19 protein-coding genes are annotated in these 18,140 nt (G+C 68.5%); 9 read left to right on the top strand and 10 right to left on the bottom strand.

The window, feature by feature from the left end:
* Positions 1-232: 232 nt before the first annotated feature.
* Positions 233-2,302, top strand: coding sequence for a sodium-translocating pyrophosphatase (locus tag ACSFBE_RS13155; RefSeq protein ID WP_435491066.1), 2,070 nt, complete (start codon positions 233-235; stop codon positions 2,300-2,302).
* Between the two features lie 21 nt (positions 2,303-2,323).
* Here ACSFBE_RS13155 and ACSFBE_RS13150 read toward each other — a convergent pair whose 3' ends face one another.
* Positions 2,324-3,916 (bottom strand): phospholipase D family protein, encoded by a 1,593-nt coding sequence (locus ACSFBE_RS13150; RefSeq protein WP_435490838.1) that lies wholly within the window; start codon positions 3,914-3,916, stop codon positions 2,324-2,326.
* A 21-nt stretch (positions 3,917-3,937) separates the two neighbouring features.
* Between ACSFBE_RS13150 and ACSFBE_RS13145 the strand changes: the two genes are divergently transcribed.
* Positions 3,938-4,492 carry a peroxiredoxin gene (locus ACSFBE_RS13145; RefSeq protein ID WP_435490837.1) on the top strand — a complete coding sequence of 185 codons (555 nt, stop codon included), beginning with the start codon at positions 3,938-3,940 and terminating at the stop codon, positions 4,490-4,492.
* Between the two features lie 31 nt (positions 4,493-4,523).
* On the opposite strand, the gene ACSFBE_RS13140 is transcribed toward ACSFBE_RS13145, so the two are convergent.
* From ACSFBE_RS13140 to ACSFBE_RS13125, 4 genes are all read right to left on the bottom strand, one after another.
* The gene (locus ACSFBE_RS13140; protein WP_435490836.1) at positions 4,524-5,528 is read right to left on the bottom strand and encodes a Bug family tripartite tricarboxylate transporter substrate binding protein; all 1,005 of its coding nucleotides are present in this window, start codon (positions 5,526-5,528) and stop codon (positions 4,524-4,526) included.
* A gap of 80 nt (positions 5,529-5,608) precedes the next feature.
* Positions 5,609-6,181 carry a hypothetical protein gene (locus tag ACSFBE_RS13135; RefSeq protein WP_435490835.1) on the bottom strand — a complete coding sequence of 191 codons (573 nt, stop codon included), beginning with the start codon at positions 6,179-6,181 and terminating at the stop codon, positions 5,609-5,611.
* Positions 6,182-6,400: 219 nt separating this feature from the next.
* On the bottom strand, positions 6,401-6,634 hold the full coding sequence (locus ACSFBE_RS13130; RefSeq protein ID WP_435490834.1) for a hypothetical protein: 234 nt from the start codon (positions 6,632-6,634) through the stop codon (positions 6,401-6,403).
* Complete coding sequence (locus tag ACSFBE_RS13125) at positions 6,621-6,983, bottom strand: hypothetical protein (protein ID WP_435490833.1); 363 nt, start codon at positions 6,981-6,983, stop codon at positions 6,621-6,623. Before ACSFBE_RS13125 ends, ACSFBE_RS13130 begins: the two co-directional genes overlap by 14 nt.
* A gap of 191 nt (positions 6,984-7,174) precedes the next feature.
* Here ACSFBE_RS13125 and ACSFBE_RS13120 point away from each other — a divergent pair, with 191 nt between their 5' ends.
* The gene (locus ACSFBE_RS13120) at positions 7,175-8,608 is read left to right on the top strand and encodes an aldehyde dehydrogenase family protein (RefSeq protein WP_435490832.1); all 1,434 of its coding nucleotides are present in this window, start codon (positions 7,175-7,177) and stop codon (positions 8,606-8,608) included.
* A gap of 16 nt (positions 8,609-8,624) precedes the next feature.
* Here the strand turns inward: ACSFBE_RS13120 and ACSFBE_RS13115 are convergent, their stop codons facing one another.
* The 3 genes from ACSFBE_RS13115 to ACSFBE_RS13105 form a co-directional block, all read right to left on the bottom strand.
* Positions 8,625-9,530 carry a ZIP family metal transporter gene (locus ACSFBE_RS13115; RefSeq protein WP_435490831.1) on the bottom strand — a complete coding sequence of 302 codons (906 nt, stop codon included), beginning with the start codon at positions 9,528-9,530 and terminating at the stop codon, positions 8,625-8,627.
* 13 nt (positions 9,531-9,543) lie between these two features.
* Complete coding sequence (locus ACSFBE_RS13110) at positions 9,544-10,167, bottom strand: superoxide dismutase (RefSeq protein WP_435490830.1); 624 nt, start codon at positions 10,165-10,167, stop codon at positions 9,544-9,546.
* Positions 10,168-10,237: 70 nt separating this feature from the next.
* Positions 10,238-10,732, bottom strand: a complete 495-nt coding sequence (locus ACSFBE_RS13105; RefSeq protein WP_435490829.1) for a hypothetical protein — start codon at positions 10,730-10,732, stop codon at positions 10,238-10,240.
* 188 nt (positions 10,733-10,920) lie between these two features.
* Here ACSFBE_RS13105 and moaA point away from each other — a divergent pair, with 188 nt between their 5' ends.
* The 4 genes from moaA to ACSFBE_RS13085 are packed head-to-tail and all read left to right on the top strand — an operon-like array spanning position 10,921 to position 14,541.
* Positions 10,921-12,063: a GTP 3',8-cyclase MoaA gene (moaA, locus tag ACSFBE_RS13100; RefSeq protein WP_435490828.1), complete on the top strand. Its 1,143-nt coding sequence runs from the start codon at positions 10,921-10,923 to the stop codon at positions 12,061-12,063.
* Complete coding sequence (mobA, locus tag ACSFBE_RS13095) at positions 12,060-12,695, top strand: molybdenum cofactor guanylyltransferase MobA (RefSeq protein WP_435490827.1); 636 nt, start codon at positions 12,060-12,062, stop codon at positions 12,693-12,695. Before moaA ends, mobA begins: the two co-directional genes overlap by 4 nt.
* Entirely contained in the window at positions 12,692-14,029 is a 1,338-nt protein-coding gene (moeA, locus tag ACSFBE_RS13090) for a molybdopterin molybdotransferase MoeA (RefSeq protein ID WP_435490826.1), read from the top strand. Before mobA ends, moeA begins: the two co-directional genes overlap by 4 nt.
* Positions 14,030-14,046: 17 nt before the next feature.
* A complete protein-coding gene (locus ACSFBE_RS13085) occupies positions 14,047-14,541 on the top strand; it encodes a Crp/Fnr family transcriptional regulator (RefSeq protein WP_435490825.1) in 495 nt (164 codons plus the stop codon).
* On the opposite strand, the gene rnhA is transcribed toward ACSFBE_RS13085, so the two are convergent.
* Both rnhA and ACSFBE_RS13075 read right to left on the bottom strand, forming a co-directional pair.
* Entirely contained in the window at positions 14,538-14,987 is a 450-nt protein-coding gene (gene rnhA, locus ACSFBE_RS13080) for a ribonuclease HI (RefSeq protein WP_435490824.1), read from the bottom strand. The genes ACSFBE_RS13085 and rnhA overlap by 4 nt on opposite strands.
* Positions 14,984-15,781: a class I SAM-dependent methyltransferase gene (locus ACSFBE_RS13075; RefSeq protein WP_435490823.1), complete on the bottom strand. Its 798-nt coding sequence runs from the start codon at positions 15,779-15,781 to the stop codon at positions 14,984-14,986. The genes rnhA and ACSFBE_RS13075 overlap by 4 nt, the downstream gene beginning before the upstream one ends.
* Here ACSFBE_RS13075 and gloB point away from each other — a divergent pair.
* Positions 15,780-16,565, top strand: a complete 786-nt coding sequence (gene gloB / locus ACSFBE_RS13070) for a hydroxyacylglutathione hydrolase (protein ID WP_435490822.1) — start codon at positions 15,780-15,782, stop codon at positions 16,563-16,565. The genes ACSFBE_RS13075 and gloB overlap by 2 nt on opposite strands.
* Positions 16,562-18,124, top strand: a complete 1,563-nt coding sequence (locus tag ACSFBE_RS13065; protein ID WP_435490821.1) for a transglycosylase SLT domain-containing protein — start codon at positions 16,562-16,564, stop codon at positions 18,122-18,124. Before gloB ends, ACSFBE_RS13065 begins: the two co-directional genes overlap by 4 nt.
* Positions 18,125-18,140: the final 16 nt, after the last annotated feature.

Raw genomic sequence — 18,140 nt, 5'->3', positions numbered from 1 at the left:
TGAAAGTTGGAGTGGGATGCGGAGAAACCCGCAGTTTACTTTCCGAACCCTACACGGGCGACACGGTTCCCGACATTTGCCTGTAAATTGCGCCCGTTGGCCAATCGGCCTGCGTCGTCCGCGGCGCAGGCTTCGAGGAAGCAACGCGACGGAAGCCTCGACCCGTACGCGTTGCGCACCGGGTTCGGCTTTCGTCTCCACAAGTCACAACGAACGAATGGAGATGCAAGCAATGATCGGCAACACCCCTCTCGTCCTCGCCATGGTCTGCGGCCTCATCGCCGTCGGCTATGGTGTCTGGGCCCGCAGCTGGATCCTGGCCAAGGACCCCGGCAACCCCCGCATGCAGGAAATCGCCGCGGCGATCCAGCAGGGCGCGGCGGCCTACCTCGCCAAGCAGTACGTCACCATCGCCATCGTCGGGCTGGTGCTGGCCATCCTGATCGGCATCTTCCTCGATGCCACCACCGCGGTCGGCTTCGTCATCGGCGCCGTGCTGTCGGGCGCCTGCGGCTTCATCGGCATGAACGTCTCGGTGCGGGCCAACGTGCGCACCGCGCAGGCGGCCACGCAGGGCATCGGCCCGGCGCTCGACGTCGCCTTCCGCGGCGGCGCCATCACCGGCATGCTGGTGGTCGGCCTCGGGTTGCTGGGGGTCACCGGCTTCTACTGGTTCCTGGCGGGCAACGGCAACCTCACGCCGGACAAGAGCCTGGCCTCGCTGCTCAACCCGTTGATCGGCTTCGCCTTCGGTTCGTCGCTGATCTCGATCTTCGCGCGGCTGGGCGGTGGCATCTTCACCAAGGGCGCCGACGTCGGTGCCGACCTGGTGGGCAAGGTCGAGGCCGGCATCCCGGAAGACGACCCGCGCAACCCGGCCGTGATCGCCGACAACGTGGGCGACAACGTCGGCGACTGCGCCGGCATGGCGGCCGACCTGTTCGAAACCTACGCGGTGACGCTGATCGCCACCATGGTGCTGGGTGCGCTGATGGTCGCTGCAGCGCCGGTGAACGCGGTGCTGTACCCGCTGGCGCTGGGCGGCGTGTCGATCATCGCGTCGATCATCGGCTGCTTCTTCGTGAAGGCATCGCCGGGCATGGTCAATGTGATGCCGGCGCTCTACAAGGGCCTGGCCGTTGCGGGCATCCTTTCGCTGATCGCGTTCTACTTCGTCACCGCCTGGCTGATTCCCGACAACGCGATCGCGCCCACCGGCAGCGTGATGAAGCTGTTCGGCGCCTGCGCCGTCGGCCTGGTGCTGACCGCCGCGCTGGTCTGGATCACCGAGTACTACACCGGCACGCAGTACAAGCCGGTGCGGCACATCGCGCAGGCCTCGACCACCGGCCACGGCACCAACATCATCGCGGGGCTGGGCGTGTCGATGCGTTCCACCGCTTGGCCGGTGATCTTCGTCTGCATCGCAATCCTCGCGTCGTATTCGCTGGCCGGCCTTTACGGCATTGCCGTCGCGGCGACGGCCATGCTGAGCATGGCAGGCATCGTGGTCGCGCTCGACGCCTACGGCCCCATCACCGACAACGCCGGCGGCATCGCCGAGATGGCCGAGCTGCCTGCCAGCGTGCGCGCCGTCACCGACCCACTGGATGCCGTCGGCAACACGACCAAGGCCGTGACCAAGGGCTACGCCATCGGCTCGGCCGGCCTCGCCTCCCTGGTGCTCTTCGCCGACTACACGCACAAGCTGGAAAGCTACGGCCAGGCCATCAGCTTCAACCTGAGCGACCCGATGGTGATCGTCGGCCTCTTCATCGGCGGGCTGATTCCTTATCTGTTCGGCGCCATGGCAATGGAAGCCGTGGGCCGTGCCGCCGGCGCGGTGGTGGAGGAAGTGCGCCGCCAGTTCCGCGACATCCCCGGCATCATGGAAGGCACCGCCAAGCCCGAGTACGGCAAGGCGGTCGGCATGCTGACCGGCGCGGCGATCAAGGAAATGATGATCCCCTCGCTGCTGCCGGTGGTGGTGCCGATCCTGGTCGGCCTGCTGCTGGGGCCGAAGGCGCTGGGTGGCCTGCTGATGGGCACCATCGTCACTGGCCTGTTCGTGGCAATCAGCATGTGCACCGGCGGCGGTGCCTGGGACAACGCCAAGAAGTACATCGAAGACGGCCACCACGGCGGCAAGGGCAGCGAAGCCCACAAGGCCGCCGTCACCGGCGACACGGTGGGCGACCCCTACAAGGACACGGCCGGTCCGGCGATCAACCCGCTTATCAAGATCATCAACATCGTCGCGCTGCTGATCGTGCCGCTGGTGGTGCGCTTCCACGGCGGCTGAGCCGCGGTCGGCGCAGCGGCGTCAGAGCAGGTCTTCCGGCACCAGCGGCCCGAGGACGTTGTTGTAGAGCCGCTGCAGCCAGCTCGATTCCGGCTCGTCGTACAGGACGACCTCCTTGTCCTCGTCCATCGACAGCCATTCGAGCCGCCCGGTCTTCGGATCGATGCGCACGCGGTAGGCGCTCTCCAGCTTGCTGATGTTGATGATGCGCAGCATCTCGCGCGCCAGCTGGGGGCTGAACACCGCCAGGCCCAGTTCGGTGTTCTGCGTCGCCGAGCGCGGGTCGAGGTTGACCGAGCCGATGAAGATCAGCCGCTTGTCGACCACCGCCGTCTTGGCGTGCAGGCGCCCGAGCGAGCTGCCGAACACGCCCAGGCGCTTGTTGCGGGTGGTGCGTGCGGGGCTCAGTTCGTACAGGTCGACGCCCTCTTTCAGCAGCCTTTCCCGGTAGCGCGCATAGCCGCTGTGCACCAGCGGTTCGTCGTTGGCAGCCAGCGAGTTGGTCAGCAGCGTCACGTCGACGCCCCAGTCGCGCAACTGCTTGAAGCCGGCCATGCCGCGTTCGCCGGGCACCAGATAGGGCGACGTCAGCACCACCTCGTTCTCTGCCGTGAGGAGCCGCTGCCAGAAGCGGGCCGTGACGCTGGTGGCGAAGGCCTCCTCGCTCGTCATGTAGCGCAGCTTGGCCGGCGGATCGGCCACCGCATCGGCCACACCCCACAGCAAGCCGATGCGCCCCGCGTCGAGCTCTTCGCCGATCGGGCCGTAGCCCAGGACGTCGGTCGGCGGCAGGATCACCCGGGGCGGCGGTGCGCCCATCCCGACGCGGGCGTCGAAGTCGCTGTCCATCACGGTGTGCCCCGCATAGGGCGTGACGATGTCGGCGATCGGATAGACCTCTTCGCTGTTCCAGTAGGCATCGAAGATGTTGGCGAGTTGCTCGATCACCTTGCCGACCACCAGCGCGTCCATGTCGATGAAGTTCTGCGCGGTGTTGAGCGTGAAGTACTCGTCGGCGATATTGCGCCCGCCCACCACGCTCATCACGCCGTCGGCGATGAAGAGCTTGTTGTGCATGCGATGGTTGAGCCGATGGATGTCCAAGGCGGAGGCGGCGAAGCGCCCCGCCAGGCTGCCGCGCGCGCAGCAGAAAGGATTGAACAGCCGCACCTCGACGTTGGCGGTGGCGGTCAGGGCCAGCAGCAGTTGATCCGTGCTGGCGGTGTAGAGGTCATCCACCAGCAGCCGCACCCGCACACCCCGCTGCGCCGCCTCCTTGAGGGTGCGCAGCAGCAGGCCACCTGCGCCGTCGTTGGCGAGCACGTAGTACTGCACGTCCAGCGAGTGCTGGGCGCGGCGCGCCAGTTCGATGCGCGCGTCCAGCGAGTACACGCCCAGCGGCATCAGGCGAAAGCCGGAATGCTCGTCCGGCGGCGTCGAGGCGGCGACGATCTTGGCCAGTGGCGTCGCGGGATCGGGCGCCAGCGAGAGCGTGGGCGCCATCTCCTTGAAGGCCGGCAGGCTGCCGCAGGCCGTCAGCAAGGCCACGAGCCCGAGCAGGGCAAGGCGGGCGACGGCGCGCCCGAGGGCCTGCCGGAATAAGATGCACGTCATTGTTTTTTGGGGATCGAGAACATGTCGCTGACCGCTCGGACACGGATTTCCATGGCGCTGATGATGCTCTGTTGTGGCACCGCATTGCCAGCCGCGGCGGCGCTGGACATCGGCGAGGCCGCGCCAAAGTTCAGCGCGCCGGCCGCGCTCGACGGCAAAGCCTTCACCTATTCGCTGGGCGACGCGCTGAAAAATGGGCCGGTGGTCCTCTATTTCTTCCCCGCTGCCTTCTCCACCGGCTGCTCCATCGAAGCCCATGCCTTCGCCGAGGCCATCGAAGAATTCAAGGCGGTGGGCGCCAGCGTCATCGGCGTGTCGACCGACGACCCCGAGACCCTCGCGAAGTTTTCCAGCCAGTCCTGCCAGGGCAAATTTCCGGTCGCCTCCGACGAGACGCGGCAGATCAGCAAGTCCTTCGACGCGCTGATGCAGACGCGTCCCGAGTATGCCAACCGGATCTCCTATGTCATCTCTCCCACCGGAGCGGTGGCCTTCTACTACCAAAGCCTGAATCCGGCCAAGCATGTGGAGAAGGTGCTCGCCGCGGTGAAGGAACTGCCGGCCACCAAGAAGTAAGGCTGGCGCGGCCCCTGGCGCTGCGGCGCGCTCACTCCATCTTCACGCCCGAGGCGGCGACGATGCCTTGCCACTTGGCGTGATCGGCCTTCACCAGGGCAGCGAAGGCCGCCGGCGTTGTCGGCCGGGGCTCGGCGCCCTGCGCGTTGATCGCTTCCTTCACCTCCGGCAGTGCGAGCTGCTTGTTGATCGCCGCGTTCATCGTGGCCACCACATCCTTGGGCACATTCGCCGGCATGAAGATGCCGTACCAGGAACTGACGTCGAAGTCCTTCAGAGCCGTCGATTCGGCGACGGTCGGCACGTCGGGCAGGCTGACGCTGCGCTTCGCGGAGGTCACGGCCAGCGCGCGCAGCTTGCCCGCCTTGATCTGCGAGATCGCCGACGGGATGGACGAGACCATCATCGCCACCTGGCCGCTGATGGTGTCGATCACCGCCGGGTTCGAGCCCTTGTACGGCACATGCGTGATCTTGATGCCGGCGGCCATCTTGAACATCTCGCCAGCCAGATGGATGGTCGTGCCGTTGCCCGGGCTGCCGTAGGTGATGGTGTCGGGCGCGGCCTTGGCGGCGGCGATCACGTCGGCCATGTTCTTGAAGGGCGAATTCGCCGCAGTGACGATCACCAGCGGCGACTCGGCCACGAGCGCCACCGCCGTGAGGTCCTTCGACGGGTCGTAGCTCAGGCCCTTGTACAGCCACGGCGCGACGGCCAGGTTGTCCTTCTGACCCATCACCATCTCGTAGCCGGTCGGCGGCATCCGCACTGCTTCGGTGATGCCGATGGTGCCGCCGGCGCCCGGCTTGTTGTCGACCACCACCGTCCACTTGTTCGCTTCCGCCAGGCGCGTGCCGACGATGCGCGACAGGATGTCGGTGCCGCCGCCCGGCGGGAAGGGAACGAGGAGCCGGATCGGCTTGGCCGGATAGGCGCCGACCGGGGCGGCGGTCTGGGCCGCGCTCGGCACGCCAACCAGCATGCTGGCCGACAGGGCCGAGCCGGCCAGGATCGAAAGAAGTGTTTTGCGGTTCATGTCCAGGATGTCTCCGTCGTCGACGCGGAGATCGCGCCGGTCTTCAGGGCGCGCAGTCTACTGGAGCGGAATCGCGGCCGTCAGTTGAGCCGGAAGCTGCCGGTCGCGACGTGGCCGCTCGGCTCGGGGCGCAGCGGCGGCAGGCCCTGCAGCGTGTCGAAATCGGACGGCACGTCCGGCACGCGCATTTCTTCCAGTTCATGCAGCGACGCGACCCACCGGCCGGCCGGCGAATCCGCCGGCTCGTCGTTGGTGAAGACGCCATCGCGGATGTAGAGCGTCTCGCCCGCCGGGCGTTCGGCGTGAAGTTCGCTCAGGCGCGCGATCGGGAACGCGTAGGTCACCAGCTTCTCCTTGGTACGGCGGTCGCGGCCGCCGCAGCTGAAGAAGCCCTCATTGGCGATCACGATGCAGGAGCCTTCGATCTGCTCCTCGACCTGGGAGCCGCTGCGCCAGACGGCGTTGGGCAGGCGCACCCGCACCTTGTCGATCACCAGATCGCGCTGCTTGTTGAGGGCGGTGAGGGGCGGCACCAGCGAGCGAAGCTGCCGCAGCCGCTCCACGAAATGGTCGTCGATGGTGAAGCCGACATGGTGGGTCGCGCCACCGGAGCGCTTGACCACCTGCATGACGACGTGGCGCACTGTGCTCATGAAGATCTTCCTTGCTGCCGGGCCTGGACGTCAGAGAAATGCACGGTTCGCGAACACAAGGAGGCCTCTCGATCGGGAATTGAATGGCGGATGCAATTTCCGCACCCATTGGTTTAAATGGTCGAGGGAATTTCACCCCAGCCGAGGCGCGAATTCAAGTACACGTTTGAATTACACGCGCGGCCGAATTGGCCGATCCGACGCGGCCGGGCCGGTTGCTCAGCTGTCCACCTGCTCGGCAAGCGCCTTGCAGGAGGGTGCGCAGACGCTCTGCGATTTGCCCAGCACCTGCCGGGTGCGCATTTGGGAGCGCAGCCGGTGCTTGCCACACATGAAGCACGACATGGTGGCGCCGCTGAACGAGGCCGACGCGCGGAACGGCGAGCCCGAGGGCTTCGACTTGTAGCGCAGGCCGTCGGCCACGACGGCGGTCTTGGTGTCAGGCTTGGACATCGGCGGCGTCCGGGTTGCGGGGCGCAGTGCCTCCCATGGCACGGGCGATGGCTTCCTTGGCGCGCAGTTCGGCGGCCATGGCGGCATCCAGGCCGGAGCGGCACAGGCCGGCATGCTGGTACTGCAGGTTCTCGTAGACCTCGGCAGCGGCGGGGTAGCTGTCGAGCAGGCGGGCCAGCGCGGCGCCGGGCGCCACGTCGCCGAATTCGTTCACCAGGTGCACCACCACCGAGCGGTACTGGTCGGCACCGACCGGCACGGCACTGTGCTCCAGCCGTTCGAGAAGCTGGGCCAGCCTTTCGGTGACGTCGAGGCTGGTCTTGGAGACGGGGAGGCGTGTAGCGTTCATGCAGAGCATGTGGGGCGGCTGCGGGCGATTGCAAGGGGCGCGCCGCGCCGGTGCTGCAGCGCCCGGCCGTCCCTCTTACCATTGGGCGACCGGCGCGCGTCGCAGCCGGCACGCCAGAGACATCCCTGCAGCCCCGCGCTGCGGTATCCGCTGCCCTATCCGCTGCCATATCCGCTGCCCTATCCATCGACATGCAACTCAACTACATCGCCAACGCCAGTGTCGCCTCCGCATCCGGCCGCACCCTGCCCGTCATCGATCCGTCGGACGGCCAAGCCTTCGACGAGCTCCAGCGCAGCAACGCGGCCGACATCGACAGCGCGGTGCGGGCCGCCCGCGACTGCTTCGACACCGTCTGGCACAAGGTGAGTGCCGCCGAGCGCGGCCGCCTGCTGTATGCCCTGGCGCGCAAGATCGGCGAGCATGTGGACGAATTGGCGCTGCTCGAGCAGCGCGACTGCGGCAAGCCCGTGAAGCAGGCCCGGGCCGACGCCTTCGCCCTGGTGCGCTATTTCGAGTTCTACGCCGGCGCCTGCGACAAGCTGCACGGCGAAACCATCCCCTACCAGGACGGCTACAGCGTGTTCACCTGGCGCGAGCCACACGGCGTCACGGGCCACATCATCCCGTGGAACTACCCGATGCAGATCTTCGGCCGCAGCGTCGGCGGCGCACTGGCCGCGGGCAATGCCTGCGTGGTGAAGCCGGCCGAGGACGCCTGCCTGTCGCTGATCCGCGTGGCGCAACTGGCCGCCGAGGCCGGCTTTCCGCCCGGCGCCCTCAACATCGTCACCGGCTATGGCCACGAAGTGGGCGATGCGCTGGCCCGGCACGAAGGCATCGACCACATCAGCTTCACCGGCAGCCCGAAGATCGGCACCTTGATCCAGCAGGTGGCGGCCGAGCGGCACTGCCCGGTCACGCTCGAACTGGGCGGCAAGAGCCCGCAGATCCTGTTCGCCGACGCCGACATCGACGCCGCCATCCCGGTGCTGATCAACGCCATCGTGCAGAACGCCGGCCAGACCTGCTCGGCCGGCTCGCGCGTGCTGATCGAGCGCGCCATCTACGAACCGGTGCTCGAACGCCTGGGCCGCGCCTTCGAGGCGCTGCGGGTCGGCCCGGCCGCCATGGACCTGGACGTCGGCCCGCTGATCCGCCAGACCCAGCAGCAGCGCGTCTGGGACTTCCTGTCCGACGCGCAGGTCGCCGGCATTCCGATGGTGGCGCAGGGCGCCGTGGTCGACGAGGCCCCCGAAACCGGTTTCTACCAGGCCCCGACCCTGCTGCGCGACGTGCCGGTGGACCACCGGCTGGCGCAGGAAGAGGTGTTCGGCCCGGTGCTGGCCGCGATGGCATTCAGCGGCGAAGACGAGGCGGTGGCGATGGCCAACGCCACGCAATTCGGCCTGGTGGCCGGCGTCTGGACCGAGAACGGTGCCCGCCAGTTCCGTATGGCCAAGCGCGTGCGCGCCGGCCAGGTCTTCATCAACAACTACGGGGCCGGAGGCGGCGTCGAGCTGCCCTTCGGCGGCGTCAAGTCCTCGGGCTATGGCCGCGAGAAGGGTTTCGAGGCGCTGTACGGCTTCACGACGCTGAAGACCGTGGCCGTCAAGCACGGTTGAACGCGCAGGGGGTCGGTCAGGCCAGCGCGGTATCGAGCAGCATCATCAGCACGAAGCCGATCATCAGCCCGCCGGTAGCGAAGGCTTCGTGCCCCTTGCGGTGCGATTCCGGGATGATCTCGTGGCTGATGACGAACAGCATCGCGCCCGCCGCAAAGCCGAGGCCCCAGGGCAGCAGCGCCGCCGAATACCCCACGATGGCGGCACCCAGCACGGCACCGATCGGCTCGATCAGGCCCGACGCCATGCCCAGCGTCACCGCGAAGGCACGGCGGTAGCCTGCGGCCAGCAGGGCCACGGCCACCACCAGACCCTCCGGCACGTCCTGGATGGCGATCCCGGTGGCCAGCGCGTTCGCGCGCAGGCCTTCGTTGCCGACATAGCCGACGCCGATGGCCAGGCCTTCGGGCAGGTTGTGCAGCGCGATCGCAATGACGAAAAGCCAGGTGCGGCGCAGCTTCTGCGCCGAATGGCCTTCGCGTCCTTTGATGAAGTGCTCGTGCGGTAGCAGGCGGTCCATCATCAGGAGCGCCAGCGCCCCGAGCAGGATCGCGCCGCCGACCACGCCACCGGCCGCCCACGGGCCACCGCCGAACGCTCCGCCGGTGCGCGCCGCCTCGATGCCCGGGATCACCAGCGAAAAGGCGCAGGCCGCGAGCATCACGCCGGCGCCGAAGCCGAAGAGCGTGTCCTGCACGCGGTCCGACAGCTTCTGCGAGAACAGCACCGGCAGCGTGCCGAGCGCGGTCGCGAGTGCAGCGATGGAGCCACCGACGAAGGCGTTGAAGACAACCGGGTCGCCGCTCACGAAATGCCAGAACTGGTTGACGAGCGCGAGCGCACCGGCGCAGACAATGGCCCACCCCACCCACTCGCGCAGGGTCCGCGCACTTCGCACCGGCATCGATCGTGTCTCGTCCATCGGGTCACCCTCCTCAGGCACGGGCCGCGGCATAGCGCCGTGCCACTTCGGCCCAATCGACCACGTTGTAGAACGCGGCGATGTACTCGGGGCGGCGATTCTGGTACTTCAGGTAGTAGGCGTGCTCCCACACATCGAGGCCGAGCACCGGTGTGTGACCCGAGCCGATGCCGGCCATGAACGGGCTGTCCTGGTTGCCGGTGCTCTCGACCGCCAGACGGCCGTCCTTCGTCACGGTGAGCCAGGCCCAGCCGCTGCCGAAGCGCGTCAGCGCGGCCTGGGTGAAGGCTGCTTTGAAGGCATCGAAGCCACCCAGGTCCGCATCGATGGCCTGGGCAAGTTCGCCCCCGGGACGGCCGCCGGCCCGGGGAGACATCACGGACCAGAACAGGCTGTGGTTGGCATGGCCGCCGCCGTTGTTGCGCACCGGTGCACGCAGCTTCTCCGGCAGCGCCTCGACGCCCGCGATCAACGACGTCACCGGCTCGTCGGCATGGGGGCTGCCCTCGAGCGCCGCATTCAGGTTGTTCACATAGGCCTGGTGGTGCTTGGTGTAGTGGATCTCCATCGTCTGCGCATCGATGTGCGGTTCGAGCGCGTCGTAGGCATAGGGCAGCGGAGGCAGGGCATGAGGCATGGCGGGAGTCCTTCGGAACGGGTGAGGATGGAAAACGGGCGCGCGCAGCGCCCGGGGGCGGAGGCAGCGTTCAGTGCAGCGTGGCCCCGTGCGGCGGAAAGGGCATGCAGCCCGCGCGCAGCGCCGCAAGCACCGCCGGATGGGCGCCGTGCTCGTCGAGGTGCGCCACCAGCGCGGCATGCGTTTCGCGGCTGTGCCGGCACGCGGCGAGTTGCAGCGCCGGTCCGGCGCGGCGGTCGCGCAGCAAGGCCATCAGCGCCCGGTGTGCGGTACAGAGTTGTGCCACGCCCGCTTCCATGCGGTCGGCGTCGCGATAGAGGTCGGCGAGGTTCAGGTGCGAGACGACCAGCGCGGCGATGCGGTCGTCCGCGCTGGCAGGGGGCGCATCGGGCGCGTCGAGCAGCCGCTGCGCGAGGTCGAGCGCCCGGCAGTACAGCGCTTCGGCCCGATCGGCCCGCCCCTCCCGCGCCGCCTCGATGCCGCGGCGCATCAGGCCCTCCCACGCCGGCAACCCTTCGATCTGCGGCATGGTCGTGACGTCGGCCACGCTGAAAAATGAACGCATGCAGGCTCCTGTTAGGACCCTTTGCGTCGAAGGAGCTTTGCGTACTCGGGCCATCAAATGATAGTCATTCTTATTTGCCACGTCCAATCGCGGGCTTCCGTGCCCCGGGAGCCGCGGCGCCCGACCGCTCGTTGACCCCGCCGGCAAAGATGCGGTGGGCAATCAGTTAAATTGCCCTCCCCACCGTCATGACAGAGTCCTTCGTCCCCCTCACCGACATCGGCCGCAGTCGCCGCATCGCGCCGGCGCCGCTGGCGCCCGTGCTCGCCACCGGCGCGCTGCTCGACCGGCTCGGGCGGCCGCTGACCGACCTGCGCATCAGCGTGACCGACCGGTGCAACTTCCGCTGCAGCTACTGCATGCCCAAGGAAGTGTTCGACAAGGACTACCAGTACCTGCCGCACGGCGCGCTGCTGAGCTTCGAGGAGATCACGCGGCTGGCCCGGCTCTTCGCGGCACACGGCGTGCGCAAGATCCGCCTCACCGGCGGCGAGCCGCTGCTGCGCAAGAACATCGAGACGCTCGTGGCGCAACTCGCGGCCTTGCGCACGCCCGACGGGCGGCCGCTCGACCTGACGCTCACCACCAACGGTTCGCTGCTGGTGCGCAAGGCGACGGCGCTCAAGGCCGCCGGTTTGCAGCGGGTGACGGTGAGCCTCGACGGGCTGGACGACACGGTGTTCCGCCGCATGAACGACGTCGATTTCCCGGTCGCCGACGTGCTCGCCGGCATCGAGGCGGCGCAGGCGGCGGGCCTGGGGCCGATCAAGGTCAACATGGTCGTCAAGCGTGGCACGAACGATGCCGAGATCCTGCCGATGGCGCGCCACTTCCGCGGCACCGGCGTGGTGCTGCGCTTCATCGAGTACATGGACGTGGGCGCGACCAACGGCTGGCGCATGGACGAGGTGCTGCCCTCGGCCGAGGTGGTTGCGCGCATCGCCGCCGAATTCCCGCTGCGGCCGCTCGAGGCCAGCGCAGCGGGCGAGACCGCCCAGCGCTGGGCCTACGAAGACGGCGGCGGCGAGATCGGCGTGATCAGCAGCGTGACGCAGGCCTTCTGCAGCGACTGCAGCCGTGCGCGCCTGTCGACCGAAGGCCAGCTGTACCTGTGCCTCTTCGCCCACCGCGGCCACGACCTGCGGCCGCTGCTGCGCGGCGACGGCCTGGGCGGTGCCGGCGCCAGCGACGCAGACATCCTCTCGGCAATCGGCCACATCTGGCAGGGCCGCGCAGACCGCTATTCCGAACTGCGCGCGCTGCGCGGTCCCGACACCACCCCTGACGGGGCCGCACCGCGGCGCGTCGAAATGAGCTACATCGGCGGATGACGATCTCCACGCAAGACATCACGGGCCTGGTGCTCGCCGGCGGACGCGGCGCGCGCATGGGCGGCGTCGACAAGGGACTGCAGAACTTCAACGGCTCGCCGCTCGCATTGCACGCGGTGCTGCGCCTGGGCATGCAGGTCGGCGAGGTCATGGTGAATGCCAACCGCAACCTCGCGGCCTACGAGTCCTTCGGCACGCCCGTCTGGCCCGACGCCGACAGCAGCTACGCGGGTCCGCTGGCTGGCTTCCTGACCGGGCTGGAGCGTTGCGAAACGCCCTACCTGCTGACGGTGCCGTGCGACACGCCGCTGTTCCCGCTCGACCTGGCAGAGCGCCTGAGCCGCACCCTGGCCGAGCACGATGCAGAGATCGCCATGGTGAGCGCTCTGGAAACCGACGACAGCGGCAGCGCTGCCTTGCGTCCGCAGCCGGTGTTCTGCCTGCTGCACACGTCGCTGCTCGAAAGCCTCACCCGCTTCGTCGGGCAGGGCGGCCGCAAGATCGACGCCTGGACCGCGCAGCACCGCACGGTGCAGGTGCCATTCGACCTGCCTGGCGACGCGGCCGACGCCTTTGCCAACGCCAACACCCTGGCCGAGTTGCAGGCGCTCGAGGCCCGGCCGACAAGATGAGCCGCATCGCCGAGATCGCCGCCGCACTGGCCGGCTACGACCCGAAGGCGCTGAGCGTCGAAGGCGTGCAGCAATTCGTCGAGCAACTGGTCGCCCCGGCCGTGCCCGCCCTGCAGCGACAGCGCGAGGACACGGCGCTGCGGGACGCCCTGGGCCGCGTGCTGGCCGAGGACGTGATCTCGCCCTTCAGCGTGCCGCCGCACGACAACTCGGCCATGGACGGCTTCGCCTTCGATGGTGCCGCGCTCGACGACGCGATTGGCGATCTGCAGTTGCGCATCGTCGGCACCGCGCTGGCCGGTGCCGCCTGGCGCGGCGAGGTCGGGCCGGGCGAGGCGCTGCGCATCATGACCGGCGCCGTCATGCCGGCCGGCCTCGACACGGTCGTTCCGCAGGAGTTCTGCACGGTCGATGGCAACGCGCTGCGCTTCCCCGCCAGCGGGCTGCGCCGCGGCGACAACCGGCGCTTTGCCGGCGAAGACCTGATGGCCGGCAGCGCCGCACTGCGCAGAGGCGACCGGCTGGGCCCCGCCGCGCTGGGCCTCGCCGCCAGCCTGGGCCTGGCCACACTGCCCGTGCTGCGCCGGCTGCGCGTCGCGTACTTCTCGACCGGCGACGAGATCCTGAGCCTGGGCGATGCGCCGCGCGAAGGCGCGGTGTACGACAGCAACCGCTACACCGTCTTCGGTCTGCTCACGCGCCTGGGCTGCGAGGTCGTGGACCTGGGCCTGGTGCACGACGACCCGGCCACGCTCGAAGCCACGCTGCGCCGTGCCGCATGCGAAGCCGACGCGATCATCACCAGCGGCGGCGTCAGCGTTGGCCAGGCCGACCACACCCGTGCCGTGATGCAGCGACTGGGCGACGTGGCGTTCTGGCGCATCGCGATGCGGCCGGGACGGCCGATGGCCGTCGGGCTGATCCCACGCGGCCATACTGCCAAAGGTCACGCCGAAGACAACGCCAAACACAACGCCGTGCTGTTCGGCCTGCCGGGCAATCCGGTCGCAGTGATGGTCACCTTCCTGGCCTTCGTGCGCCCTGCCCTGCTGCAGCTGATGGGCTGCCACGCCGAGGCGCGTCGGCCACCGCCCTTGCTGCGCGCCACCAGCGTCGGCGCCATCCGCAAGAAGCCGGGCCGCACCGAGTACCAGCGTGGCCATGTGCGTGCCGTGCCTGGCGCCCTGCCCGAAGTGCGCATCGCCGGCAATCAGGGCTCCGGCGTGCTCAGCTCGATGGTCGAGGCCAACGGCCTGGTCGTGCTGCACCATGGACAAGGCAGCGTCGCACCGGGCGAAGCCGTCGACGTGATGATGTTCGACGGCGTGATCTAGGCACCGATGGGTTCCACATGCTGGCCGCACGGATCGAGTGGATGCAGCAGATGCCGATCTTCGGCGCCATCGAGACAGCGACACTCGAGTTCCTGCTGGCCCCTGCGCCGGTGATCGAGGTGCCGGCCGGCGCGTACTTCTTTCGCGAAGGCGATCCGGCGACGTGCATGTATGTGCTGGAAGCCGGCCGCGTCAGCGTCTCGAAGCACTGGCAGGGCAACGCCCTCCTTCTTCGCGAACTCGCCGCGGGCGACTGCTTCGGCGAAATGGCGCTCATCGACCTCTTTCCGCGCAGCGCCTCGGTGCGCGCCGACACGGACTGCCGTGCCATCGAACTCACGCCCGGTAATCTCTACCGGCTGTTCGAACGCGACGCCGCTCAATTCGCACTGATCCAGATGAACATCACGCGCGAATTGAGCCGGCGGCTGCGCGCCACGGATGCCTTGTTGTTCCGCGCCCGCATGGGCGAAACCTTGCCGGCGCCGGCGCCCTTGCCGCCCGCTGGCTAGAGCCGGCCCTGCGCCTTCAGCACGCCCTTGTTGGCCAGCATGTCGGCGCGCTCGTTGCCCGGATCGCCGGAATGGCCCTTGACCCAGCGCCATTCGATCTGGTGGCCACCGTTCTGCACCAGCGCGTCGAGCCGCTTCCAGAGCTCGACGTTCTTCACCGGCTGCTTGCTCGCGGTCATCCAGCCCTTGGCCTTCCAGCCCTTGATCCATTCGGTGATGCCCTGGCGCACGTACTGGCTGTCGAGGTAGAGCACCACCTTGCAGGGCCGCTTGAGTGCGGCCAGGCCTTCGATCACCGCCTGCAGTTCCATGCGGTTGTTGGTGGTGGCCAGCTCACCGCCGAAGAGCTCTTTCTCGGTGTCGCCCGACTTCAGCCAGGCGCCCCAACCGCCCGGCCCGGGGTTGCCCTTGCAGGCACCGTCGGTGTAAATCTGTACTTCGTTCAAAAACCGTTTCCTTCGGAAGATGTGGAATGCGTGGGTGGATCGCGGTGCACCCGGCCGGTGATCGGCACCGGCGCCGTGGCGCGCTGCGCGGCACGCCGCCAATCGGCGCTCAGAAGCCGCATGCCGCGCACCCGCTTGACCGCGACCAGAAAATAGACGGCGCCGAAGATCGGCCACCAGCGTTCGCCGGCGCTGTCGAACCAACGGCAGCGCTCCAGCCAGGCCTCGCTGCGCACCGCCGGTCGGTAGGCGCCGAAGCGGCCCGATTCGACTTCGAAGCTCAGCAGCCGCAGCCAGTCGCGCATGCGCCAGTAGCCGATGAAGTCGCCCGCCTCGGGCAGGAACAGCTGGCCGAAACCCAGGCGCTGATAGAGCCGCGCGCGGCGTTGGCTCATGCCCCACAGGCTCGCGGGGTTCAGTCCGCAGATGACCACGCGGCCTTCGGGGACCAGCACCCGCTCGACCTCGCGCAAGGTGGCATGCGGGTCCGGGCTGATCTCGAGCGTGTGCGGCAGCACCACCAGATCCAGGCTGCTGGCGGGGAACGGCAGGGCCGAGAATTCGGTGAGCAGCGCCGCACGCGGCGCTTGTGCAGCAGGGTCGGCGCTGGCCAGCCAGCGATGCGGCATGCGGTTGGCACGCAGGGCATCGACGCAGCCGAGCCCCAGCTGCAAGGCGTGGTAGCCGAAGACATCGGCGACCGCCTGATCGAACTGGGCCTGCTCCCATGCCAGCAGGTACCGGCCGGGCGGGGTCTGGAACCAATCCTGCAAACCTATAATTTGACCGCTCATGACCCTTGTTCCGCTGCCCGCCTTTGCCGACAACTACATCTGGATGCTGCAGGACGGAAGCCACGCCATCGTGGTGGATCCCGGGGAAGCCAAGCCGGTGTTCGACGCGCTGGCGCGCGCGCATCTGCAGCTGGCCGCGATTCTAGTCACGCACCACCACGCGGATCACACCGGCGGGGTCGCTGCGCTGCGCGAGGCGACCGGCGCGCAGGTCTTCGGGCCTGCGGGCGACACGATTCCCGAACCCTGCACACCGCTGCGCCAGGGCGACCGCGCCGACGCACTGGGCCTGCGTTTCGAGGTGCTCGACATCCCCGGCCACACCGCGGGCCACATCGCTTTCTATTTGCCGGCCGGCGCAGCGGGCATCGACGCACCGCTGGTCTTCTGCGGCGACACGCTGTTCTCCGGTGGCTGCGGCCGCATCTTCGAAGGAACACCGGCCCAGATGCTGGCGTCGCTCGACGCCCTGGCAGCACTGCCGGCCAACACGCTTGTCTGCTGCGGGCACGAATACACACTTGCTAACCTGCGCTTCGCCCAAGCCGTGGAACCCGGCAACGCCGATGTGACTCAGTACCTGGCGCACTGCGAAGCAGTGCGCGCCCGTGGCGAGCCGACGCTGCCTTCGCAGTTGGGCACCGAACGCCGCATCAATCCCTTTCTTCGCAGCCGCGAAGCCACCGTCCTCCGCGCTGTGCGAGCGCGGGCCCATCTGTCCGCCGCCGCGGACCAGGTCGAGGTCTTCGCGGCATTGCGCCAATGGAAAAACGACTTCCGATGAAATTTCTCTCTGCGATCCTCGTCGCCGGCACCCTCTTCCTGACCGGTTGCGCGAGCACCGCGCCTTCGTCGACCGACACGGCGAACGCCGGCGGCACGGCCGCCGCAGCGGCCTCCGGCTCGGCGGCCCCGGTGTACCCGGGCGGTGCCCTCACCCCCATCACGGCCGGCAGCTTCGGCTCGCGCAGCGTCGTCACGCTGGCACCGCCGGTCGACATGTGGGACCGCATCCGACGCGGCTTCAAGATGCCCGACCTCGACACCGACCTAGTGCGCGACCAGGAGCAGTGGTATGCCTCGCGGCCCGACTACGTGCAGCGCATGACCGAGCGCTCCAACCGCTACATCTTCCACATCGTCGAAGAGCTCGAGCGGCGCAACATGCCGACCGAACTCGCGCTGCTGCCGTACATCGAAAGCGCCTTCAATCCGCAAGCCGTGTCGAGCGCGCGCGCCGCCGGCATGTGGCAGTTCATGCCCGCAACGGGCACCGATTACGCGCTGAAGCAGAACATCTTCCGCGACGACCGGCGCGACGTGCTGGCCTCCACGCGTGCAGCGCTCGACTACCTGCAACGCCTCTACACCATGTTCGGCGACTGGCACCTCGCACTGGCCGCCTACAACTGGGGCGAAGGCAACGTGGGCAAGGCCATTGCAAGGAACCAGCGCGCCGGCCTGCCGACCGGCTACACCGACATCAACATGCCGGCCGAGACGCGCAGCTATGTGCCCAAACTGCAGGCGGTGAAGAACATCGTGGCCAATCCGCCGCGCTACAACGTCGACCTGCCGTTGATCGCCAACCATCCCTACTTCCAGACCGTCAACCTGACGCGCGACCTGGACGTGACGCTGGCGGCCAAGCTGGCCGACGTGCGCATCGAGGATTTCCGCGCGCTCAACCCCGCTGCGCACAAACCGGTGCTGCTGGCCGCGGGCACGCCGCAGATCCTGCTGCCGTGGGACAACGCCGCCGTCTTCCAGCGCAACTTCGAGGCCTACAGCCAGGGCCAGTACGCCAGCTGGACCGCCTGGGTCGTGCCCACCACGATGACGGTGGCCGACGCGGCGCAACGCTCGGGCATGAGCGAGACCGACCTGCGCGCCATCAACCAGGTGCCGCCGCGCATGCTCATCAAGGCCGGCTCGACGCTGATCGTGCCCCGTGGCGTGCGCGTGCAGGAAGACGTCACCGCGCTGGTGGCCGACACCGGGCACCTGAGCTTCCAGCCGGAAATCGTCACCCGTCGCACGGTGGTGAAGGCGGGCCGCAGCGACAGCGTGGCGGCCATCGCGCGCCGCTACAAGCTGAGCCCGGCCAATGTCGCCGAATGGAACGAGGTCAAGACCAGCCACGTGTTCCCGCGCGGGCTGAGCGTGATCGTCTACCTGCCGGTGCGCGCGGCCGCCGCCGCGCAGGTCGGCACCGGCAACCCGCGCGGCGTCGGCGCCAAGGCACCGACGCGCAAGGGCCTGGTGACGAAGACGAGCGCTGCCGCCAAGCAGCCGATCGTTCGCGAGAAGCGCGGCGGCACGCCGGCCAAGAGCAAGCGCTGAAGAGCAAGCGTCGAGC

Origin of the sequence: Variovorax sucrosi (assembly GCF_051216635.1) — a bacterium.
Classification (GTDB): Bacteria; Pseudomonadota; Gammaproteobacteria; order Burkholderiales; family Burkholderiaceae_C; genus Variovorax.
This window is presented reverse-complemented; position numbering and strand designations above follow the sequence as displayed.